The organism is Paenibacillus sp. HGF5 (assembly GCF_000204455.1).
Classification (GTDB): Bacteria; Bacillota; Bacilli; order Paenibacillales; family Paenibacillaceae; genus Paenibacillus_AQ; species Paenibacillus_AQ lautus_A.
Genome location: NZ_AEXS01000150.1, coordinates 26,793 through 48,937, shown reverse-complemented (window position 1 = coordinate 48,937; position 22,145 = coordinate 26,793). Strand labels below are relative to the sequence as shown.

The following is a 22,145-nucleotide window of genomic DNA, read 5'->3' as shown; positions in this document are numbered from 1 at the left end:
CGAACAGGGGATGTTCAGGGAAAACGCTGAGCGTCCCCTTTTTCTTGAAGAAGGAGACGTGTTGGATTATGGAGAGGGAGACAACAGGAAGTAATGCCGAGAGTTCTCTTGAAGGGCATCAGGCAGGTCGTGAATTTGCGAGGCTGCCCGGGGTGACGGGGGGGATAGATGGAACCGCTTCGCGGCGGTCTGACATCTCCGCAAATCGGCGCTTGCGGTTGTGGTACGATTCCCCGGCAGCCGAGTGGAATGAAGCTTTGCCGATCGGGAATGGTCGCCTGGGAGGCATGGTCTTTGGCAAGCCTTCGCTTGAACGCGTGCAGCTAAATGAAGATTCTCTCTGGTATGGAGGTCCGGGGAGAGGAGGCAATCCTAACGCCTCTCGGTATTTGAGCGAGATCAGGCAGATGCTCTTCGATGGGCGACAAGCCGAGGCCGAGCATTTAGCCCGAATGGCGATGACGTCCTCCCCGAAATACGAGCAGCCGTACCAGCCGCTGGGCGATCTGCTGCTCAAATTCCTGGATGGGGAGGAAACGGTGGAGCATTATGAACGAGAGCTGGATCTGGAGCGGTCGATGGTGACCGTATCCTATTCGTCCCGGGGCATCCGATTTCGCAGGCAGTATTTTGCCACTGCGCCGGATGGCGTGCTGGTCATTCGCCTGTCTGCCGACAGGCCGGGGGCGCTGACGTTTGCGGCGAACCTGATGCGCCGTCCTTTTGATGGGGGGACGGCATCATTGCGTCATGACACCCTGCTGATGGAGGGAGAGTGCGGTGCGGACGGCATTTCCTTTGGCATGGCGCTGCGCGCTGCCGCTGTGGGGGGAATCGTTCAAACCATCGGTGATTTTCTCTCGGTAGAAGGAGCGGATTCCGTTACGCTGCTGCTGTCAGCCCAAACTTCCTTTCGATGCCGGCAGCCGGTCCAGGTCTGTCTGGAACAGCTGGATCGTGCGGCAGGCATGTCGTACGAGCAGCTGGTAAACCGTCATCAGGCGGAGTATCGGGAGAAGTTTGAACGGTTCTCCCTAACGCTCGGCACAGGCAAGAACGGGGCGGGCAGGACGGAATGTGTCGATAGTGGAACTTCCTTTTCGAATGGGACAGAGGTAATCCGCGCTTCGGATCGAGTCGAATATCCTAATGGAATAGAAGACGACCAGCCGTCCCTGCCCACCGATCGGCGGCTGAATTTGCTGAAGGATAGAGTGAAGACGGAAGGTGCTTCCGCGGAAAATAGCGACCCCGAATTGATCGCGTTATACGTGCAGTACGGGCGATACCTGCTCATCTCCTGTTCCAGGCCCGAATCTCTTGCTGCGAACCTGCAAGGCATATGGAATGACAGCTTCACCCCGCCTTGGGAGTCCAAGTATACGATCAATGTGAACATTCAGATGAACTATTGGCCGGCAGAGCTGTTGGGCTTGGCGGAGTGCCACGAGCCGTTGTTCGACCTGATTGACCGGATGCTCCCTAATGGCCGCGATACGGCTCGGGAGATGTATGGCTGCCGCGGTTTCGCGGCGCATCATAATACGAATCTTTGGGGAGAAACCCGGCCCGAAGGGATATTGATGACCTGTACCGTATGGCCGATGGGAGCCGCGTGGCTGTGCCTTCATCTGTGGGAGCATTACCGGTTTGGCGGCGATGCGGATTTCCTGCGGGAGCGGGCGTATCCGGTCATGAAGGAAGCGGCAGAATTCCTGCTGGATTATATGACCGTGGATGAGGAAGGGAGACGGATGACCGGCCCTTCCGTTTCGCCGGAAAACCGATTCGTGCTTTCGAACGGAGCCGTCGGCAGCCTCTGCATGGGGCCGGCCATGGACGGGCAGATTGCGACGGCTTTATTCCGTGCCTGCCTGGAGGCCGGCCATCTCGTCGGAGATGAGCCTGCCTTCTTAGGGGAGCTTCAAACGGCGCTGGAGGAAATTCCGGCACCGCAGATTGGACGCCATGGAGGGATCATGGAATGGCTGAACGATTACGAGGAGGCCGATCCCGGGCACCGGCATATCTCGCAGTTGTTCGCCCTGTATCCGGGAGAGCAGATTGATCCTGCCCGGACGCCGGAGCTTGCCGAGGCGGCTTGCAAGACCTTGGAGCGGCGGCTTGCGCATGGCGGCGGCCACACGGGCTGGAGCCGCGCCTGGATCATCAATTATTACGCCAGGCTGCAGCGCGGAGCGGAAGCGCATGAGCATCTCGTGAATCTGCTGGCTTCCTCGACTTATCCGAACCTGCTGGATTGCCACCCGCCTTTTCAAATCGATGGCAATTTCGGCGGGATTGCCGGCGTTGCCGAAATGCTGCTGCAGTCGCATATGGGAGAGTTAAGGCTGCTCCCTGCGCTGCCCCCGCAGTGGAATAGCGGCGAGGTGAAGGGGCTGCGGGCCCGCGGCGGCTATGTTGTCGACATGCGCTGGGAGGAAGGCGAACTGACCGAGGTGAAGATTCGGGCAGATAGGGCTGGCGAGTGCAGGATCTGGTCCCGTGCGGCACTTGTCCTCATAGAGGAAAAACAGTTGGGAGAGGTAACTCTGACGAGTACCACGATATCCCCCAGAGGCCATGGCTACTCCATCCGTATGCAGCAGGGTGCCAGCTGCAGCTTGGAGCGGCCTGTGGAGGACGCCTATGGAACGGTTGAAGAATAAAATGGCCGGCGTACCTCGATAAACGACGAAAGCAACCCCTCCTAAGGCCTGCGCCTAAGCGGGTTGCTTTCTCACTCCTGGCTCGATCTTGGAGGAGAAATCGCCGATTACACCAATTAAATCCTATGAAACTTGCTGCCATTGCGTCCTCAAGGCTACACTAATATCAACATGAAACCGACAACGATGGATGAAAGGAGCGATAGCCTTGAAGCATGGAAGCGGCAAGACCTCATTGGCGACATTTGCCGGCGGTTGTTTTTGGTGCATGGTGAAGCCGTTTGACGAGCTGCCCGGCATCCTTTCCCTGGTTTCCGGCTACACGGGCGGCCATACGGAGAATCCGATCTACGAAGAAGTAGGAACGGAAACGACGGGGCATTACGAAGCCGTGCAAATCCGGTTTAATCCGGATGTATTTCCATACTCACGGCTGCTGGACATCTATTGGCGCTTGATTGATCCAACGGATGCGGAAGGCCAGTTCATGGACCGCGGGGCATCTTACCGGTCGGCGATTTTCGTGCATGGCGAAGAGCAGCGCGAGCATGCGGAAGCCTCCAAGCGCAGCCTGCAGCTTAGCGGCCGGTTCAAGGGGAAGATCGTGACGCCGATCCTGCCGGCGGGTCCCTTTTATCCCGCGGAGGATGTCCATCAGAACTACTATAATACCCACCGGTACGACTATAACCGATATTATGAGGGTTCCGGCCGGGATTCTTTTGCGAAGCGGCATTGGAGGCGGAAAGAGGATCAGGATGAGCTGCGCAGGCGTCTTACCGCAATCCAATACGCGGTGACGCAAGAAGGCTTGGACGAGCCAGCCTACGATAATCCGTATTGGAATCACGCAAGCCGGGGGATTTACGCGGACGTGGTGAACGGCGACCCTCTATTCAGCTCGACCGATCAATATGATGCGGGTACGGGATTGCCGGCTTTTAGGAAGCCGCTGAACGAAGGATTTATCAGCAAAAAGGGGGATCTCCGAGGCGGCAAGGTACGCACCGCGCTCTACGGCAGATTGTCCGGCTCTTACCTGGGACATCTGTATCATGACGGGCCCCAGCCGGGCGGCCTGCATTATCAGGTGAACTCCGGGGCGCTGCGTTTTATACCGGAGGAAGCGCTGGTCCGGGAAGGCTATGGTGAATTCGCCGGGCTGTTTGAGTAGGGAACGGATGGAGGTCATCTTATGATAATCAAACTGCTGTACCTTGTAGTGAATTTGTTTTTTCTGGCAGGGATACTGCTCTCCCCGTATAGCCCAGCTTCCAAAGTGTTGATGTATATCGTCATGAGCCTGATTCTGGCGTTCGCATTCAAAAGATTATCTAAGGAAGAAGGCGGGGGAGAAGGATCGTGCCGTAAACTTCATCTATACCCGTTCTCTCCCAACCGCATGGCTGGCAGCTCCGTTAGAATAGGATTGGGCAAGACCCAATACTTGCGTCCATGTGCGGAAAGGAGTGACGTTGTTGAATACGATTCATATTCACAATGGGATACAGATGATGAGAGGACTTGTTGCTTAGGATAAGTCGAGGTTTAAATCCTCTCATGCTGTAGCGGGAGGAAAAAGGCAAATGATGAAGTTAACGACGATGGTTCGCGGACTTGCTGGCGACAAGGCCGCCCGCGAGCTGATCCGCAACTGGGAGTTTGATGAGGGAACGCTGAAGTTTTGGCGGGCCAGCTCCAACTTCGTGTATGTGTTTAACCACGATGGAGAGCGTTATTTCCTCCGGTTTAATTTCGAGCAAGAACATGCGGCCCAGCAGCTGACGGCCGAGGTGGAATTCATGCAGTATTTGCTTAAGCACGAATACCCTTGCGTCGCGCCGATTTCTTCCGTCAACGGGAAATGGATCGAGACGATTCAGGAACCGGAGGGGCAGTATCACGGCGTCGTGTTTCGCGCCGCAGGAGGGATTGCTCTACATGACAATCTCACCGTGTCCCAATGCAGGGACTGGGGGAAATCGCTCGCAAGGCTGCATACGCTGTCCAGCCGATATGAACCTGGAGCCGTAAGGCGAAGAAGCGCGGAGGACATCCTGCGTTTGATCGATCAGGTGCTGCGGCGGCATCCCGGGGAGCAGGATGCTATGGATGAGCTTCATCGGATCAGTCTATGGCTGCAGTTCCTGCCGGCGTCGAGACAGACGTACGGCTTGATCCACTATGACTTCCAGCTGGATAACATCTTTTATGAAGCGAAGGAACGTTCATTCCGCGTGATCGATTTCGACGATGCCATGTACCATTGGTATGCGGCGGATATCGTCACGGCTCTTGCCGATGCCGAGTCGGAGCATGCCAAGCAGGCATTTCTGAAAGGGTATCGCTCGATCCGAAGCCTGGATCACGAGCTGGAGGCAGAGTTTTCAAGATTTCAAAGATTCAGCCGTCTGTACGGTTTTGCCAGAGTGCTGAGTTCCCTGGAGGACAGCGAGTTGGCCGATGTCCCCTCTTGGTATGAGGGGCTTCGCACGAAGCTGCTGCGCGATTGCGAGCAGGATAGGCAGGGGTTCAAGGAACCGTGGTAACCGCACGAGCCATGACGCGCAGCTTGGATGCTGGTTGCTAGCAACCGCACGGCTTTAGTGGGCTAATCGAACCAGGAAAACCACATCGGGCACGGTGTGGTTTTTTGTCGCGCCTTCAAGGCGGCATCAGACGATTTCATCCCCATAGATCGCATCGGACAAGCAGCGAGCGGGCGGAAGCGAAAAAAATCCCTTCAATTCTATATAAATTGTCGAGATATGGTAAATATTGCTTTGTTCGCCGTTCATGCATTTGCTATGATTTTCGTACTAGGCACAAAGAATTAGAGGAATGGAGTTGAAACGATGAATCGAAAAATGATTTTATCCACGGCCGCGTCTCTTCTGGTCGGGGTAGTGGCCGGCACGGGCATCATGATGAACGACCAGGCTTACCAGTCGGTCAAGCAGGCCGTAGGAGGAAGCGCAACGAACAATTCCATTGGCGGGATCGGCAACGTCGCACAGATCGATCTGTCCAGCATGGATATTGAGAGCGCACTGATGGTCGTGCAGCAGCAGCGGACACAGATGCTGGATGCGCAGCTTAACAACCAGATTCAGGACGTGCAGAAGCGGAACGAGGAAATCGCCAAGAAGAACGACGCCATGGCAGGCATTAACAGCGCTTTGACCGGAGAAGCAGTGGACGGCAAATATTCGATACCGGACGATCTTGCCGGCAAGCTGGCAGCGGAAGGCATCGCAGATGCATCCAAGAAGGAATATACGGCAGAAGAGCTCAATCAAGCAACAGAGAAGCTGAAGGGATCGATCGACAGCTTATCGAACTCCCAGCAAATGGACATGCTCCGTCTGCAGTCGATGACCAACAAGCGCAATGAAGCCTTTGACGTCATGACGAATTTTATTAAGAAAATGGAAGAATCACGCAGCAGCATCATCGGAAATATGCGATAATAGAGTCGTACATAATGAATAGAGAGGAATCTGCCGTCGGGCGGATTCTTTTCGTCTATGGAGAGATTGCAGATGACGACGAAGGCCATGGAGTTTTTGCGTAATCATACGCTGTTTCGCGGGGTGCCGCTGCATGAATTGGAAGGAGCCGTCCAGTCCATGCATGAGGAGCTGTTTCATGACGGGGACCCGCTGATCGTAGAGGGAAGCTACGGCAATTCCTGTTATTTCATCATGAGCGGGCAGGTTCAGATCGTTTCGAGGAATCTGATCGGCCACACGGTGACGCTGGACGTTCTGGGCGAAGGCGCATTGATCGGTGAGGTCTCCCTGTTTCTTGAGGAAAAAAGGACTTCGGGTGCCCAGGCGATCGGCGAAGTAACGGCATTGCGGCTGGAGCAGAACGCGTTCAGCCGGCTTGCCGCGGCAAGCCCGATGTTTCACGAGAGCCTGTCGTTCTCGGCCCGAATCCGCACGATGCATGCGATGCTGAGCAAGGCGACGATCTGGGCCGCGATTCCGAACGCGGAGCTGCGCGGTCTTGCCGAAGTCACGGTCAGGCGGAAAGTATACAAAGGGGACGTCATTGTCGCGGAAGGCACCATGGCGGACCGTTTCTATATGATTGCCGAAGGACGGTTCGAGGTGCGAAGCGGGCGCCGGAAGAAGGCGGTCTATAAGCCCGGGGATTATTTCGGCGAGATGGACCTGCTCAGCGGCGAAGCCCATACGGGCACGGTGACGGCGCTTGAGAACGGCGAGCTGATGGTGATGGGCAGGGATGAGTTTCATTTCGTCCTGCAGCAGTACGAACCGGTCAGGCGGCAATTTCATGAGGTGCTGCGGATTCGAAAGCCCGAACTTCTCAATGAAGAGGTATCGGCGAAGCTGCAATTCACGGAGACTGAGCAGGCGCCGGAAGCTGAAGTCGAGGCTGCCGCGACCCTAGAAGCCGTCATTCCGGCCCCTCCCAAAAAAGATCGCTGGATGGATGTGCTGCTGGCGCTTGGCGGCATTTTCGTTGCGTTCACAGGGCTAGCCATTTGGCTGAAACAGCCGGTATGGATATATGCCGCTTTGATATCCGGCGGATTCGTTGGACCGGTTTCGTTTGTTGCTTATATGCGCAGCTCCCAGCTGCTCGGATTCAAGCCCATTCGGCTGGCAGCCGTATTCGCGGCTTCCGGCATCATCGCCGTGCCGGTTGCGTGGGTGCTGGAACGCTTCTGGTCCGTCGGCAGCGGTCTGGAGACAACGACCATCGAGCATGTGCAGGCAGCGCTTCTGATCGGCGTTATCGAAGAAATTGCCAAGCTGCTCGTATGCTTTTTCTTTCTCCGCGGGCGCAAGCAGCGTTTCCTGATGGATGCCGTAGTATTCGGAGCTGCGGCAGGCATGGGCTTTGCCGCGGTTGAGAGCATTCTGTACGGCTTCATGTATCTGCAGCAGCATGCGACTTCGGGGATGCTGGCTGTGCTGTGGGTCCGGGCGCTGCTGTCCCCGTTCGGGCACGGCACCTGGACGGCCATTGCCGCAGCCGGACTGTGGTATGGCCTGGGGAAATCCGCCAAACGGGGCTCGACCGCGCATCGGCTCCTGAGGATGGCTGCCCTACTGCTGATCAGCATCCTGCTGCATGCGGCTTGGGACTATCCATATGCGGCGGGCTTGTGGAAAATGGTCGGCATGGTCATGGTCGGGGGCATCGGCATCGCGCTGCTCTTTTCGCTCATTCGTCAAGGCACGAAGGAGGAAAGGGCGATGCATCGGGCCGTCAATCCCGCCCAGCAGGTAGAGGAACGGCTCCGGCAAGCGGTCGGCTCCGATTCGAAGCGCAGCGGTTCCGAAGGACCGGGCACCGCCCCGCCGTCTTTAACCTGCGAGGGTTGCGGCACCGTGTCGCCTGCAGGGACGCGGTACTGCGGCCGCTGCGGCCAGGCATTGCAGTTATAATACGAAAAGGGTTAGGCAGAGGGCTTGAAAGCCCGAACTGCCTAACCCTTTTTCATAACCGTCAACCATATAAATACGACTTCACATCCCGGCCGATGTAGGCTCTCCATATAATCAGATTGTAAGGATCGTCCCAGTCGATGTTCTGCGGCTCCTCGAACATGCGGTGCAGGCGGTTGTTGTTGAAGATGATCGAGCCGCGCTGATCGAAAGCCACCCCGTCCACCCACAGCATTCGGTCATCGGACAGCAGCTTGTGAAATGAGCGCGTGCAGGGTGAATAATAACCGATGCCTTTGCCTTCCAGCATGGTGTAGAAGACATGGCCTCGATTGTCGGCATGCATGCCGTCGGTCGTCGTCCCTTTGCTGCCCAGAGCTTGAACGGAATTCCGAATGAGCGGATCGGGGGTATCGAAATTACGCAGCAGCCCCGTATCGATCGCATACAGATTGCGTCCGGTTACCTGGCAGTAGAAGAGCGTTTCGCGATCCGCCGACAGGGCGATGCCGTCCGCGCCGATCCGGACCGGCTTGTTGCGGTAGACCGGCTCCGTATCGATTTCGAACCGGAACCTTGGCACGTCCTGCGTGCTGTAATGGCTGTCCAGGACCCGGCGGAATCTCTTCGCTCTCATATTGTAGACGATGATGCCGCCGTATACCTCGTGATCCGGCCAGCCGGAGCCCGAATCGGTGATATAAGCGTAACCGTTTCGGTTATCCACCACGATATCGTTCAGGAACGATGTCCGGGGCGGTGCAATATCATCCGGGATGACGATGGAGTCGATCAGGCGATTTGCGCTCAGGTCCCAGATAACCAGCTTTTGCGAGCCTTCGGGCGAGGTATTATACGCGATTTTTCCTTGATCCAGAATCCACATCCGGTTATGTCCGTCGATCTCGTAACCCAGGACGGATTGCAGCGCTCGCATATCTCCCGGCGTATTCCACTCCCAGCTCGGAAAAGCATTCAGCACCGGCTTGCCGTTCACCATCACGATGGTGTTGAGAGTGGCGGGAACGCCTTCCGCCCAGCGCGGAACCGAAACATAGAAACGCCCCTGTCGGTCCACTTTGACGCCTGCAGGCATGCAGTGCTTCCAGTATTGATCCAGCTCGAACCGCTGCTTCATCGCAACATTCGGAAAGTTCCAGTCCAAGCGGTTCCAGTGGAACAGCATTTGGTAAGGACTTGTTGGGTGATGAGCTTTCCTCGCATGGGGAAGGGCAGCCTGCTGCTGCATCCCCATAGGATGATAAGGTATATACATTCTGGCAAGACCTCCGGTAACGTGTTCGGTTCACCCGAAACGGGCAGCGCCTTCCTTACGAGCTTATTCCTCTGAGTTCGTTATATGCCCAGAAGGTCGGATTGGCGCTGCTTAAATCATCGGAGAGGTCTAGTTTGTGTTTTTCGTTATACTTGCAGAACCTTAATCAGATTCGTGTTGCCGGATTGACCGATCGGAACGCCGGCAGACAATACGATAATGTCGCCTTTTTCGATGTAGCCTGTCTTGATGGCGTTGCGGGTCGCGGACTCGAACATTTCGTCCGTTGTGGTGACCTTGTCGCCTTTTACCGGGATGACGCCGGAGAGCAGGCAGATTTTAGCCAGCACTTCTTCATGCTGCGTGACGGCGATGATCGGTGCTTCCGGACGATATTTCGAAATCATCCGCGCCGTAAATCCGCTCTCCGTTGACGTAATGATGGCTTTGGCATTCAGCACGAGGGACGAGCTGACCGCGCCTTGGCTGATGACCTCGGTAATATCGGCTACTTGTTGTCGTGATTTGAAAGCGAACTGGTCCTTATAATCGATCATGGTCTCGGCGCGGCGGGCGACTGCCGCCATCGTACGCACGGATTCCACCGGATATTTGCCAGCGGCGGATTCCCCGGACAGCATGACCACGTCTGCGCCCTGGATAACGGCGTTAGCCACGTCGCTCACCTCGGAGCGGGTAGGGCGGGGATTGACCTGCATCGATTCCAGCATATGCGTTGCCACGATAACCGGCTTGCCCGCCAGATTGCATTTATCGATCATTTCTTTCTGCATCATCGGCACTTCTTCGATTGGCACTTCGACGCCAAGGTCGCCGCGGGCAACCATGATCCCGTCGGAGGCTTCAATGATGTCGTCCAGGTTCTCCATGCCCTCTCCGTTTTCGATCTTGGAGATGATCTGCACATGCTCCGCGCCGCGTTCCTTCAGGATGCTGCGGATTTCGCGGATGTTGTCGCCATGGCGCACAAAAGATGCGGCAATGATCTCAATGTCGTTGTCCAGTCCGAAGCCGATATGCATGACGTCACGCTCGGTGACGCCGGGAAGCGTCGTTTTGATGCCGGGCAGGTTGACGCCTTTGCGCGGCTTGAGCACGCCGCCGCTGACGATTTTGCAAAGAATGTCCGGTCCGTCGACGCGAATGACGTTCAGGTCTACGAGGCCGTCATCGATCAAGATGCGGTCTCCCGGTTTCACGACTAGATTCAGCTCGGCATAATTGACCGAGATGCGCTGGGCGTCTCCCAGAATTTCTTCGGTCGTCAGGATCAGTTCCTCACCGGGTTTCAGAAGGCAGGAAGCCTCTTTCAGCTTGCCGATCCGGACTTCGGGACCTTTAATGTCCATCATGATCGGGACATACGTGTTTAATTCGGATGCGGCCTGGCGAACATTCCGAATCCGGGCCACGTGATCCTCCGGCTCGCCATGTGCCATATTCAATCGGGCGACCGTCATCCCCTCCTGAATCATATTTTTTAACAGCTCGATGGAATCGCATGCAGGCCCCATCGTACAGATGATTTTTGTCTTAAGCATGATTGGTTGTTCCTCCTTTGTATTTGCACCCTGCGGCAATGTTGCAGCACTCGGGCTTCTAGAAATGTAAAGCTCATGAACTACCTTAATGATCACATTGTAGCCTGTCTTGTCGAATCATGATATGAACTATAGTACAATGAATGGATTATAGTAATGCATATGAGGTGAAATTATGGTCACTCCGGTTGAAGTTCGGCAAATTAGCGGCGTCGATTGGTATGAGGAAGCAGACCATGGAAAGAGCGCATGGCGTCTAACCGTGGCGACCTATGGAAAATGCGTATATTGGGTGAATGGAGATAAGCAGATTATGGAGAAGGGGGAACTGCTGCTTATTCCGGCCGGCGTTCCGTATTACGGCAAAAGCATCCCTACCGTGACGCACACGCAAATGGTCGTTCAATGGACGGGAGAGCCGTCCACGGCTTTGTCCGCGCTTGAACGGGAAGAAGCGTTGAAGCATAAACCGGGCTGTTACGAATTGATCCACGAACGTTTGAAGGTGATCCACCAGCAGTGGCGGGAGCGCCCGTCTTATTATGCAATGATGATAGAAGCATTATTGACAGAAGTGTTGATTTATATCAGCCGAGAGCTGGATCGGGGCGTTATCACGCCCGAGAAGCACTTGCATGCGGAACGGATGAAATCTTACATTGAGCGGCATTACCGGGAGAGAATAACGAAAGAGGAGCTCGGCGATGCCATCGGCAAAACGCCCAATTACGCTGCGGCGCTCTTCAAGAGCGTCACGGGACAGACGATTAGCCAGTACGTGCACGCCCAGCGGATGAAACGCGCAGCGTATTTGCTGACGGAATCGCAGCTGACGGTACAGGAAATTGCAGTATTTCTCGGCTATCAGGACCTCTCCTATTTTTACAGAATCTATAAGCGGTTCACAGGCAGCGCTCCGTCGGAGCTGCTGCACGAGCGTCCGCGGACGGTCTAGCCGAAAAAAAGAGGGCATACGCCCTCTTTTGTTTGCTTGCTGGCTTTATTCAGCGGCATCGCTTTCGAACAATTCCTTCACGTACTGCTGCAATTTGTTTTTATCCACGCCGAGCACCTGGGCCCGTCCGACCTTCTCGTTGGTCAACAGCGAGAACGGCGGGATCTGCTGCTGATCGACTTTGTCCAGGTTCACGTCAAACCCGAGCGCCATCAGCTTCAGCATTTCCTTCGGGCTTAAGTCCGTCTCGATATAAGGCGCGATCGAATCCAGAATGCCGGGCAGCTTGATGAGCGAGCTCGTGGTCTGCATTTTCTTGGCGACTTCCGTCATGAGAATCCGTTGTCTTTCGGTACGGGCAAAGTCGGACCTCGCATCGTGCCGGAATCGGACGTACTGCAGCGCCATTTTGCCGTCGAGATGCTGCAGCCCTTGTTTTAAATCGATGTCGTACATGTGCTTGTCGGCTTTGCTTGTGTAGTACATGTCTTTCTCTACTTCAATGTCGACCCCGCCGATGGCGTCGACCAGGGCGATGAATCCGACAAAATCGGTGTAAACATATTTATGTATGGGCAGGTCCAACAAATCGCTGATGGTCTGTCTGGTCAGCTCGATGCCACCGTAAGCAAAAGCCGAATTCAGCCTTCCTTTGCCATGACCGGGGATGTCCACGTAGGTGTCCCGCAAAATCGAGAACAAATGGGCGCTTTTCGTAACGGGATCGATGGAGGCCACCAGCATGGTATCGGATCTTCCGGCATCGTCTCCCCGGGAGTCTCCTCCGATTAGAAGAATATTGACGCGTTCTTTGCCCTCCCACTTCGGGATTTCAATGACCTCTTCCTGTGCGGCCCCCGTGCTGCCCGTTGGCTTCACCGGATTCGAAGCGGTCGAGATTTGGTTTGAGAATTGTATGATAGCGTAGGTATAGTACGAGATAATCCCCAAGATTCCAACGGATAATAAGAGCATGGCGTATTTGAACCATTTCCTTTTCATCGTTTCCTATAACATCCTTTCTATTAAACTGATTGCATAATGGACCATTCTAGCAAAATAATGAGCAAAAATCATATTTTCTTATGAAAAGTGATTCGAGAGATTCGAAAAATACGGGATTCATGATCATGTTGACTCTCCTCTTAGGGGAGGCCTTAGACTGTAGATCGAAGGAGGGAACAGCATGCTGTACACGGTAAAAGAGGTTTCGGAAATGTCCGGGGTAACCATCAAGACGCTGCATCATTATCACAAAATCGGACTGCTGCAGCCTGCCGAGATCAGCGATGCGGGGTATCGCTTGTACGGGGCAGCGGAACTGGAGCGCTTGCAGCAAATCCGGTTCTACAGGGAGATGGATTTTCCGCTGGAGCAAATTAAAGAGCTGATGGGGGAAACGCCGGATCGGCTCTCCATTCTCACGGAGCAGGAGAAGCTGCTCCTGGGCCGGTGGAATCGGCTGGAGCTCATTCTGCAGACGTTGAGGCAGTCCATAGAATATGTTGGGGAGGGAAAAAGCATGAAGCCGGAAGAATTGTTCAAAGGGTTTGATAGCGAAGAAGAGTGGAAGGATGCCTTGGCTGAGCAGAATCAACATTTGAAGGAGCGGTACGAGGTGGATTTGCTTGACGGAGCACCGATGGATGTTCCCGATATGAACGAGCAGGCGAAGGAAGCGGCAGACTTCATGGCTGGCATGGCTAATGCGCTGATAACGGGAATCAGGCACGATGATGAGTGGGTTCGGGATTCGATTCACGAGCATTTGCGGTTTATGAACGAGCAGGGCCATGGTTTTACCGCTGCCGATTTTGCGGGACAAACGAAGTTTTTCCTGAACGATGAATTCCATCTTCGAATGCTGGAAGAACAGCAGACGGGGTTGGCCTATTATCTGCATGCGGCTGCTGAGGGGTATGCGAATCTGACGTAATTCCTATGATGAAGCCGCGCGAGCCGCGGCTTTTGTCATTTCTGACGTATACATGGATTCCGCATGAACAGGCCGGTACGGTTTCAGATCAGTCGGGCCGGGTAAAAAATACTCGGACTCATCATCACATATACGAAGGAGGACGACTTTGATGTTTATTCACATGAAAGAGCTTCAGTTCCGGGCGAAACCCGAGAAGCCGGATCCGGTATATGCGAGAAAGCTTCAAGAGGTGCTGGGCGGTCAATATGGTGAGATGTCCGTCATGATGCAGTATCTCTTCCAAGGTTTTAACTGCCGCGCAGATCGGAAGTATCGGGATATGCTGCTGGATATCGGAACCGAGGAGATTGGCCATGTCGAAATGTTGAGTACGATGATCGCCCAGCTTCTGGATGGCGCTCCCGCAGATCAGGTCGACGAAGCGGCGAAGGATCCGTTGATTGCCGCTGCGCTCGGAGGCATGAATCCTCAGCATGCGATCGTATCGGGACTGGGCGCGACCCCGACGGACAGCAACGGGTATCCGTGGAACAGCAAGTACATCATCGCGAGCGGAAATCTGCTGGCTGACTTCCGCGCGAATCTGAACGCGGAGTCCCAAGGGCTGGTCCAGGTCGTACGCTTGTATGAGCAGACGACGGATCCAGGTGTCCGAGACATGCTGTCCTTTATGATAGCCCGCGATATCATGCATCAAAATCAGTGGCTGGCCGCGATCGAGGAGATCGAGGCTATGGAAGGCCCGATTGCTCCTGCTTCGTTCCCGCGCGAGCGCAGCGTAGAAGAAGCGACCCGCCAATTCATGAATTTCTCGGTCGGCGAGGAGAGCCGCGAAGGACGCTGGGCGAACGGCCCGCTGCCGGACGGTACCGGCAATTTCGAATACGTGGCAAATCCGGCGGCTTACGGCGACGTTCCCGTATTAAATCCTCCCGCCAAACACCAGCACTCCACGCTTGGAACGGGCCCATATGTGGTGAACGAGGGAATCGAAAAGTAATGTTTAATTTTTTTTCGAAGGGTTAAATACATGACATAGCAGCAACAAAAAACAACTTAGGAGTGATGAACAATGGCTAACAACAACGGTAACAAAATGAGCAGAGAAGAAGCGGGACGCAAAGGCGGCGAAGCAACGGCCAAGAATCACGACAAGGAGTTTTACCAAGAAATCGGCCGTAAGGGCGGAGAGGCCACATCGGAGTCCCATGATAAGGACTTCTACGAGGAAATCGGCCGCAAAGGCGGAGAATCCCGCGGCAATCAAAACAATAACGATTAAATGAAATTAACAATCTTAAAATAGCAAGCTTTTAACAAAGCAGCGGCGGTTCCCGTTAAATGGAATCCGCCGCTGCTTTTTTTTAAGTTAACCGTCGGGTTCGGATCGTTTGCCGCACGCTGTCAGCTATCTTGATTTTAAGTCCACCGTGCCGCCCACAGCTTCATTTCCTTGCAGATGACATGCAGGTCCATGCCCTTCGGCGTCAGAGTGTATTCCACCGTAACCGGAACGGTAGGGAATACTTCACGCTCCAGCACGCCCTGTTCTTCCAAGTGGCGGAGCGTCGTGGTCAGCGCCCGCGGACTGACATTCGGGATTTGCCGCTGCAGCTCGCCAAATCGTTTCGTGCCTCCAAAGAGCTCCCGAATGACGAGAAATGCCCATTTCCCCCCCAGAACCAGCAGCGTTTTTTCGATATTGCATTCGATATGTTCGGGAGTTTTCGGTATGTAACTGCTCGCTTTATTTCCCATAACCATAGGCTCCTTCCGGTATTCTGTTAACTATACTCCAGTATATCAGCTATCCTTCTTATAATATAGTGAAGAACATTTCACTTCTTCCGTGGGAATAGGAACTACTTTAGAATAGTTCATGTAGCATCCAAGTTAATCTATTGAAGGAGGATTTGCCATGAAATACAGAAGATTAGGACGCACAGGTCTCAAGGTCAGTGAGGTCAGCTTGGGAAGCTGGCTTACATACGGAGGTTACGTTGAACGCGAGAATGCGGTTAACGCGATTAAAACGGCTTATGATCTGGGCATTAACTTCTTTGATACGGCGAATGTTTACGAGAAGGGCGCAGCCGAAGTATTGGTAGGCGAGACATTGAAAGCGTATCCGCGCGAATCGTACGTGCTGGCGACAAAGGCCTTCTGGCCGATGGGCGACGGCCCGAACGACCGGGGCTTGTCACGCAAGCACATTATGGAGCAGGCGCATGCCAGCTTGAAGCGACTTGGCCACGATTACGTGGATATTTTCTACTGCCACCGCCATGATCCGGAAACGCCGCTGGACGAGACGCTTCGCGCGATCGACGACCTTGTTCGGCAGGGCAAGGTGCTCTATGTCGGCGTCAGCGAGTGGCAGGCTTCGCAAATTGCGGAGGCATTGACGGTAGCGGATCGTTACCTCCTCGACCGCATCGTGGTCAATCAACCTATCTACAATATGTTTGAACGTTATATTGAAAAGGAAATCATTCCGCTCAGCGAGCGTTCCGGCATTGGGCAGGTCGTATTCTCCCCGCTGGCACAAGGCCTGCTGACGGGGAAATATACCTCTGCCTCCGATATTCCGGCAGACAGCCGAGCAGCGAAGCTGGAATGGATGCGCAAAGGCATTACCGAAGAGAAAATCGCGAAGGTTCGCGAGCTGGAGAAGATTGCGGCTGAGCTTGACGTGTCCGTGGGCAATCTGGCGCTTGCGTGGATTCTGCGTCAGCCGAACGTAGCCAGCGCACTGGTCGGCGCAAGCCGTCCGGAGCAGGTAACCGAGAATGCGAAGGCATCCGGTATCGATCTTAGCGAAGATGTTCAGACTCGCATCGAGGAGATATTGAAATAGGGAAGTAAATCGACTAAGAACTAAAACGTTTATCGCATGGACCCTTGGGAATAAGAGAATCCGAGGGCAGTATGAAAGATTTATATAAGATGGCTTCTGACTTGGTTCGGGGGCCATCTTTTTTTGCGTGTCTCTTTGGCTAACGAACCCTCCCTCTATTAGAAGACATTTTCTTGTTGAATTATACCTCCTACCATTTATACTACTCTGTAGTAATGTTATACTACTTGATAGTATTATATTACTGAAATAGGACAAATGCATTAGGGGGAGAAGTTGCAATATGCAAAAACGAAGGCCGATGGCATCCACGAAATGGTTGAAGGTGATGTTGTCCATTCTAATAGGTTTAGAGGTTGTATTGGGTGTGCTCGCATCTCCGAAGACGGTTAAGGCTAATCTTCCAGACGCTCAATATCTGGGGGAGATCCGTCTAATTCCTTACCGGGATGGTCCCGAAGGGTGGATATACTGTGCAGGGCAAGTGTTAACGATAAGTCTGGAAAACTCCGCTTTGTATACTCTACTGGGCAACAACTTTGGAGGGGATGGCACCAAGACGTTTGCACTGCCTGATTTACGGGGGGAAGAACCGGTGCCGGGCATGGGATATTATATCGCTGCTGAGGGATTATATCCGAGAGACAGTGGACTGACCTCCAATACGATGCTGGGGGAGCTTCGGCTCTTTCCCTACTATATGGAGATGAATGATATCTGGGTGACGACGGATGGCCGCTCTTTAAGCGATTCCGAACCTCTGTACAGTGTGTACGGTACTACATTCGGCCAAGACAGGCAGGGCAGCTTTAAATTGCCGCAGATTGACCCTATGCAGTCCAACATCCGGTATTTCGCCGCCAAGGCCGGTATCCATCCAAGCAGCGCTGGTGAGGTGTATGTCGGCGAGACACGCATGTTTCCTTTGGAAATCCCGGGGCTAGCATCCTATATGGCAGACGGCAAGCTTCTGAATGTTGCAGCGAACAGAGCACTTTATGAGTTAATCGGCAACAAGTTTGGGGGAACTCCGAACCAAACATTTGGAGTTCCTGATCTAAGGGGCAAGCCATTGACGCAGTATTACGTATCCCATTACGGATACGTTCCAACCCTGCAGCAAGTTCAGCCTGTAAGTGTTTCCGACCAATATACAACAGCTGTCTCCACACCATTAACGGTATCGTCCCCTGGGGTGATGTATAATGATTCCCATGTTCTGACAGCCAAAATATTGAATCTGCCTGCTCATGGAAAGATAACATTTCATAAGAATGGCTCCTTTACCTATACGCCGGATGCCGATTTTGTTGGCACAGATTCTTTTACATATATCGCTAGCAATAATAACAAGAGCGGCAGCGTAACCAGCGTTACCATCCACGTGGCAGAGCCTGAACCCCGGATAAGCGGAGTAACCGATGGAGGAATTTATAATCACGAAGTGACGCCTGTTTATACCCATGGCACGGGAACGCTGGACGGGCAGCCCTTTGCCAGCGGTACGACCATCCGCAAGGATGGCCAGTATAGACTGGTCGTCGAGTCGCCTCGCGGAAAAACGGTCAAGGCCGATTTTGAGATCGACCAAACCGCTCCTCTGGTTTCAGGCGTGGCAGATGGAGGCCAATACGATCGGGAGCTGCAAATCTTCTTCAATGAAGGGAGCGCAACGCTCAATCAGCAAGCGTTTCAGAGCGGAGACAGGGTTAACACGGAAGGGGAATTCGATCTCGTCGTTACCGACCGTGCAGGGAATAAGGCTGAGGTCCGTTTCTCGATCTATTTCCCTAAAACCGTGACGTTCGACAGCAACGGAGGGTCGCCCGTGGCAGACGAGGTCGTCCCTCATCATACGGCGGCAACGAAGCCCGTCGATCCGGTGAAATCCGGTTATGCATTCGGAGGGTGGTATACGGATCAAGCCCTCCAGTTTCCATTCGATTTCGCGACGCCGATTCAGGCTGACCTGACGCTGTATGCCAAATGGATCGATTCGGGTGCGCCTGTCGTGGTGGATCGGGCTCCTCTGCATCTGACGGATGACGTGCCGATCGGGACGAAGCTTGAATTCACGTTCGATGAACCCGTTACCGCAGGCAGCGGCAAATACATATCGATTATGAGAGCGGCGGACGGTCAAAAGATCGAGTCGATCGAAGTAACCGATAGCGCCCGCGTCAGCGTGATCGACGAGAAGGTAGCGGTAAGCCTGTCGCGACAGCTATCGTACCTTACGCGTTATTACGTCGAAATAGAGGAGGGCGCATTTCAGGATACAGCAGGCAACCTCTACGCAGGCATGAAGCGCACTGGGGATTGGAGCTTTACAACGGAGGCTGAGCCTGTCGCAGCACCGTTAGCGCCTGCCAATCTGACGGCCACAGCGGGGGATGGTGAGGTGACCTTACGGTGGTCCACCGTAACGGGTGCGACTTATTACGATATTTATTCCGGGACGGGGTCCGGCGTATATGGGAGCGCACCAATCGCAACGGTTACGGGTTCGACGTATTCAGCAGGGGATTTGCTGAACGGAACGACCTATTATTTTGCGGTGAAAGCCGGAAATGACGGGGGCTCCAGCGCATTTTCGGAAGAGGTGAGCGCAACACCAGCCGGTGCCGAGATACCCGTTTCTGGCGATGCGGATTTAAGCGGATTAGCATTATCGCATGGAACGCTTGCCCCGGCATTCAACCCTGCTGTCACCAGCTACATTAGCCATGTTGGAAACCGTATAACGGAGATCCGCATAACGCCGAGCGTTTCCGATCCTCAGGCAACAGTGACGATAAACGGTAAGGCTGTCTCCGCCGGACAGGCATCAGATTCGATCAGCCTAGCGGTAGGAAGCAACACCATTCATCTTGTGGTTACGGCTCAGAACGGAGCTGCGAAGACTTACACGTTGGATGTGACCAGAGAGGCAGCCGTTTCCCCTGAACCTGAACCTGAACCCGGAAATCCTTCCAATCCGGGGACGCCGGGGGGCGGATCAGGATCTTCGGAAGGTCAAGGACCTGGGGCAGGTGGGAGTTCTCAAGCAGGTCAAGGGGCAGGCTCAGGGCAGAGCCCGGCAGGCAGCAGCGACGTCAAGTCGTATGTAAACGACGTTTTACAGACCGGCTTGATATCAACGGAGGTAACGAAAGAGAATGGACAGACCGTGCTGACCGTCAAGGTGAACGGAGACAGGCTCCAATCGCTGCTGGCACTGGAGAAGAACAGCCGACCGATCGTCCGGCTGCGCGCCACGGAGGAGCTCGATCAAGCCGTGGTGGTTCTGGACGGGAAATCCGCCAAAGCGCTTGAAGCAAGCGGCGCGATGATTGCATTCGAGACCTTGGCAGGCAGCGTCCGTATTCCGGTTCAAGCCATTTCCGAACAGATCGGCAGTCTTGCCGAAACGAAGGAAGGCGCGATCCATCTCGTCCTTGCCGATGGCAACGCCGCGATCAGCGCTAAGCTGAAGCAGGTCGGGAACGGGAAGTATTTTGGTGAACATTACGGCTCCATAGACGTTAGCGTCGCAGCCTACGATCAAGGAAAACGGCTGAGCGGAAATAGCTATTCCTCTTATGTGGAGCTGGAAGTTCCCGTGGCAGAGGGGTCAGCTGCCATCGTGACAACGGCGGTTCTGCTGGATGATCAAGGGAAGGTCCATCACGCACCGACCCGGCTGGTTGCGCGGGAAGGCCGTACTTACGCCATAATAAAAGGTTTATACAGCGGGACGTATGCTTTACTCATCCACGAAGAAGAACTATCGGATATGAAAGGCCATTGGGCCGAGGCGGCGGTGAACGAGATGGCGTCACGCCTTATCGTTGGCGGCAGCGCCGCCGGATTCCATCCGAATGAACCGGTAACCCGTGCGGAATTCGTCACCATGCTGGTACGCTCGCTCGGTTTAACGGAGCAAGGCAATACAAGCTCGTTTCAAGATGTAACTTCCCGGGACTGGTATGTGGGAGCCGTATCGGCGGCGAGCGGGAACGGACTCATACACGGGTATGCCGACGGGACCTTTTTGCCGAATGGCTTGATTTCCAGACAGGAGGCGATGGTTATTTTCGCAAGAGCGTTAAAGTTCGCTGAGGTTTCCCCAATGGTAGAGGCCATGGATTCGGAGGCTGTGCTGGCTGCTTTCCAAGACCGTGCCGAATTGGCAAACTGGGCGAAGGGGGCTGCAGCCGAAGTGGTTCACAGCGGACTCATGAGCGGTTACGATGCCAAGCTGAGACCTCGGAGTGATATGACCAGGGCGGAAACGGCAACGATTCTTCTACGGATGCTTTCGGCATCGGGGATGATCGGAGATATGCCGTCTAAATAGTGGTTTTCGTGTATAGAAGAAAAAGAGCTGCACCGAAGGGCCGTTGGTCCCGGAGCAGCTCTTTGTATTAATCGAACACCGCGGTTACCCCAACCGATACGTTGCAAACGGCTTGGCATGAACAAAGCCGTCGCTGATTTCATCCAGGCTCGAACGCAGGGACTTGTCCAGCTTAATCTCAAGGCTTTTCAGATTATCGTCCAGCTGTTCGGTCTTCGTAGCCCCGACAATGACGGTCGAGACGGCAGGTCGGTCCATCAGCCAGGCAATGGACAGTGCGCTGGGAGAATGGCCGTGCTCTGCTGCGAGCTGGCTGACTTGTTGACCGAGCTTCAGATTGCGCTCTTCGAGGAAGCGATTGAAGTTCGGGTCCGTTTCCGCGCGGGAGCCGGCAGGCTTGCTTGCCCCCTGACCGTATTTGCCGGTGAGAATGCCGCCGGCCAGCGGGAAATACGGAATGATGCCAACGCCCTGATCAAGACAGAGGGGGACAAGCTCCAGCTCTGGCGTACGGTCTGCCAGGGAATAACTCGTTTGGGTCGATACATAACGGGCATATCCGCGCAATTCGCTGATTCCGAGCGCCTTCATGATTTCCCAGGCGGCATAGTTGGAGGCGCCGATATATCTGACCTTGCCCGATGTTACCATGTCGTCCAGCGTGCGTAAGGTCTCCTCAAGGGGAGTTTCCGGATCAAACGTATGGATCTGATACAGGTCTACGTAGTCGGTTTTCAGCCGCTTCAAGCTGTTCTCCAGCTCTTGCTGCAGATGATAGCGGGAGGAGCCCCGTTCGTTCGGTCCTTGGCCGTTCACGAGTCCGGCTTTCGTGGCTAATACGACGTTATGGCGTTTGCCCGCCAGCGCCTCACCGATGATGCGCTCGGATTCCGACCCGGCGTAAATATTGGCGGTATCGATGAAATTGATGCCACGGTCCAGCGCGTGATCCAGGATCCGGGTGGATGTTTCTTGATCGGCTCTTTTGCCAAAAGCGTTCGTGCCGAGCCCCAGCTCCGAAACCTTCAGGCCGCTGCTGCCAAGACGGCGGTAATTCATACTTGATCCCACTCCTTTATGTATAGATTTCCTATAGTATAAACATGATCCAAGAGTCGCTTCAAA

General features: G+C 54.4%; 15 protein-coding genes and 1 pseudogene. 11 read left to right on the top strand and 5 right to left on the bottom strand.

Features of this window, described 5'->3' with window-relative positions; genetic code table 11:
* Nucleotides 1-68 precede the first annotated feature (68 nt).
* The 5 genes from HMPREF9412_RS23985 to HMPREF9412_RS23960 all read left to right on the top strand — a co-directional run bounded on the left by HMPREF9412_RS23985 (nt 69) and on the right by HMPREF9412_RS23960 (nt 8,092).
* Nucleotides 69-2,669: a glycoside hydrolase family 95 protein gene (locus HMPREF9412_RS23985; protein ID WP_083829994.1), complete on the top strand. Its 2,601-nt coding sequence runs from the start codon at nt 69-71 to the stop codon at nt 2,667-2,669.
* A 208-nt stretch (nt 2,670-2,877) separates the two neighbouring features.
* A complete protein-coding gene (gene msrA / locus HMPREF9412_RS23980; RefSeq protein WP_009594369.1) occupies nt 2,878-3,843 on the top strand; it encodes a peptide-methionine (S)-S-oxide reductase MsrA in 966 nt (321 codons plus the stop codon).
* A gap of 412 nt (nt 3,844-4,255) precedes the next feature.
* Nucleotides 4,256-5,218 (top strand): phosphotransferase enzyme family protein, encoded by a 963-nt coding sequence (locus tag HMPREF9412_RS23970; protein ID WP_009594396.1) that lies wholly within the window; start codon nt 4,256-4,258, stop codon nt 5,216-5,218.
* Nucleotides 5,219-5,524: 306 nt separating this feature from the next.
* Nucleotides 5,525-6,139, top strand: coding sequence for a hypothetical protein (locus HMPREF9412_RS23965; protein ID WP_009594390.1), 615 nt, complete (start codon nt 5,525-5,527; stop codon nt 6,137-6,139).
* Between the two features lie 72 nt (nt 6,140-6,211).
* Nucleotides 6,212-8,092: a cyclic nucleotide-binding domain-containing protein gene (locus HMPREF9412_RS23960; protein ID WP_009594355.1), complete on the top strand. Its 1,881-nt coding sequence runs from the start codon at nt 6,212-6,214 to the stop codon at nt 8,090-8,092.
* A gap of 61 nt (nt 8,093-8,153) precedes the next feature.
* Here HMPREF9412_RS23960 and HMPREF9412_RS23955 read toward each other — a convergent pair whose 3' ends face one another.
* Both HMPREF9412_RS23955 and pyk read right to left on the bottom strand, forming a co-directional pair.
* Entirely contained in the window at nt 8,154-9,368 is a 1,215-nt protein-coding gene (locus HMPREF9412_RS23955) for an L-dopachrome tautomerase-related protein (protein WP_036673386.1), read from the bottom strand.
* Nucleotides 9,369-9,514: 146 nt separating this feature from the next.
* Complete coding sequence (gene pyk / locus HMPREF9412_RS23950; protein ID WP_009594353.1) at nt 9,515-10,930, bottom strand: pyruvate kinase; 1,416 nt, start codon at nt 10,928-10,930, stop codon at nt 9,515-9,517.
* Nucleotides 10,931-11,105: 175 nt separating this feature from the next.
* Between pyk and HMPREF9412_RS23945 the strand changes: the two genes are divergently transcribed.
* On the top strand, nt 11,106-11,885 hold the full coding sequence (locus tag HMPREF9412_RS23945; RefSeq protein WP_009594372.1) for a helix-turn-helix transcriptional regulator: 780 nt from the start codon (nt 11,106-11,108) through the stop codon (nt 11,883-11,885).
* Between the two features lie 45 nt (nt 11,886-11,930).
* Here the strand turns inward: HMPREF9412_RS23945 and HMPREF9412_RS23940 are convergent, their stop codons facing one another.
* Complete coding sequence (locus tag HMPREF9412_RS23940; RefSeq protein WP_009594405.1) at nt 11,931-12,887, bottom strand: LCP family protein; 957 nt, start codon at nt 12,885-12,887, stop codon at nt 11,931-11,933.
* A 184-nt stretch (nt 12,888-13,071) separates the two neighbouring features.
* On the opposite strand from HMPREF9412_RS23940, the gene HMPREF9412_RS23935 reads away from it, so the two are divergent.
* The 3 genes and pseudogenes from HMPREF9412_RS23935 to HMPREF9412_RS23925 form a co-directional block, all read left to right on the top strand.
* A complete protein-coding gene (locus HMPREF9412_RS23935) occupies nt 13,072-13,821 on the top strand; it encodes a MerR family transcriptional regulator (protein WP_009594370.1) in 750 nt (249 codons plus the stop codon).
* Between the two features lie 151 nt (nt 13,822-13,972).
* On the top strand, nt 13,973-14,824 hold the full coding sequence (locus HMPREF9412_RS23930; protein ID WP_009594388.1) for a manganese catalase family protein: 852 nt from the start codon (nt 13,973-13,975) through the stop codon (nt 14,822-14,824).
* A 72-nt stretch (nt 14,825-14,896) separates the two neighbouring features.
* Nucleotides 14,897-15,103, top strand: a pseudogene (locus tag HMPREF9412_RS23925) (KGG domain-containing protein); the annotation flags it as partial.
* A 140-nt stretch (nt 15,104-15,243) separates the two neighbouring features.
* Here HMPREF9412_RS23925 and HMPREF9412_RS23920 read toward each other — a convergent pair.
* Entirely contained in the window at nt 15,244-15,582 is a 339-nt protein-coding gene (locus HMPREF9412_RS23920) for a winged helix-turn-helix transcriptional regulator (RefSeq protein ID WP_009594357.1), read from the bottom strand.
* Between the two features lie 160 nt (nt 15,583-15,742).
* Between HMPREF9412_RS23920 and HMPREF9412_RS23915 the strand changes: the two genes are divergently transcribed.
* Complete coding sequence (locus HMPREF9412_RS23915; protein ID WP_009594401.1) at nt 15,743-16,681, top strand: aldo/keto reductase family protein; 939 nt, start codon at nt 15,743-15,745, stop codon at nt 16,679-16,681.
* 283 nt (nt 16,682-16,964) lie between these two features.
* A complete protein-coding gene (locus HMPREF9412_RS23910) occupies nt 16,965-21,020 on the top strand; it encodes a tail fiber protein (protein ID WP_009594382.1) in 4,056 nt (1,351 codons plus the stop codon).
* Between the two features lie 84 nt (nt 21,021-21,104).
* Here the strand turns inward: HMPREF9412_RS23910 and HMPREF9412_RS23905 are convergent, their stop codons facing one another.
* Nucleotides 21,105-22,079 carry an aldo/keto reductase gene (locus HMPREF9412_RS23905; protein WP_009594389.1) on the bottom strand — a complete coding sequence of 325 codons (975 nt, stop codon included), beginning with the start codon at nt 22,077-22,079 and terminating at the stop codon, nt 21,105-21,107.
* Nucleotides 22,080-22,145: the final 66 nt, after the last annotated feature.

What these genes read in the sequence shown, in the direction of transcription:
- HMPREF9412_RS23935 (WP_009594370.1), top strand. Translation starts at nt 13,072, where the DNA reads ATGCTGTACACGGTAAAAGAGGTTTCGGAAATGTCCGGGGTAACCATC.
- HMPREF9412_RS23905 (WP_009594389.1), bottom strand. Translation starts at nt 22,079, where the DNA reads ATGAATTACCGCCGTCTTGGCAGCAGCGGCCTGAAGGTTTCGGAGCTG.
- HMPREF9412_RS23910 (WP_009594382.1), top strand. Translation starts at nt 16,965, where the DNA reads ATGCAAAAACGAAGGCCGATGGCATCCACGAAATGGTTGAAGGTGATG.
- HMPREF9412_RS23985 (WP_083829994.1), top strand. Translation starts at nt 69, where the DNA reads ATGGAGAGGGAGACAACAGGAAGTAATGCCGAGAGTTCTCTTGAAGGG.
- HMPREF9412_RS23965 (WP_009594390.1), top strand. Translation starts at nt 5,525, where the DNA reads ATGAATCGAAAAATGATTTTATCCACGGCCGCGTCTCTTCTGGTCGGG.
- HMPREF9412_RS23955 (WP_036673386.1), bottom strand. Translation starts at nt 9,368, where the DNA reads ATGTATATACCTTATCATCCTATGGGGATGCAGCAGCAGGCTGCCCTT.
- pyk (WP_009594353.1), bottom strand. Translation starts at nt 10,930, where the DNA reads ATGCTTAAGACAAAAATCATCTGTACGATGGGGCCTGCATGCGATTCC.
- HMPREF9412_RS23940 (WP_009594405.1), bottom strand. Translation starts at nt 12,887, where the DNA reads ATGAAAAGGAAATGGTTCAAATACGCCATGCTCTTATTATCCGTTGGA.
- HMPREF9412_RS23960 (WP_009594355.1), top strand. Translation starts at nt 6,212, where the DNA reads ATGACGACGAAGGCCATGGAGTTTTTGCGTAATCATACGCTGTTTCGC.
- HMPREF9412_RS23970 (WP_009594396.1), top strand. Translation starts at nt 4,256, where the DNA reads ATGATGAAGTTAACGACGATGGTTCGCGGACTTGCTGGCGACAAGGCC.
- HMPREF9412_RS23920 (WP_009594357.1), bottom strand. Translation starts at nt 15,582, where the DNA reads ATGGGAAATAAAGCGAGCAGTTACATACCGAAAACTCCCGAACATATC.
- HMPREF9412_RS23930 (WP_009594388.1), top strand. Translation starts at nt 13,973, where the DNA reads ATGTTTATTCACATGAAAGAGCTTCAGTTCCGGGCGAAACCCGAGAAG.
- HMPREF9412_RS23915 (WP_009594401.1), top strand. Translation starts at nt 15,743, where the DNA reads ATGAAATACAGAAGATTAGGACGCACAGGTCTCAAGGTCAGTGAGGTC.
- HMPREF9412_RS23945 (WP_009594372.1), top strand. Translation starts at nt 11,106, where the DNA reads ATGGTCACTCCGGTTGAAGTTCGGCAAATTAGCGGCGTCGATTGGTAT.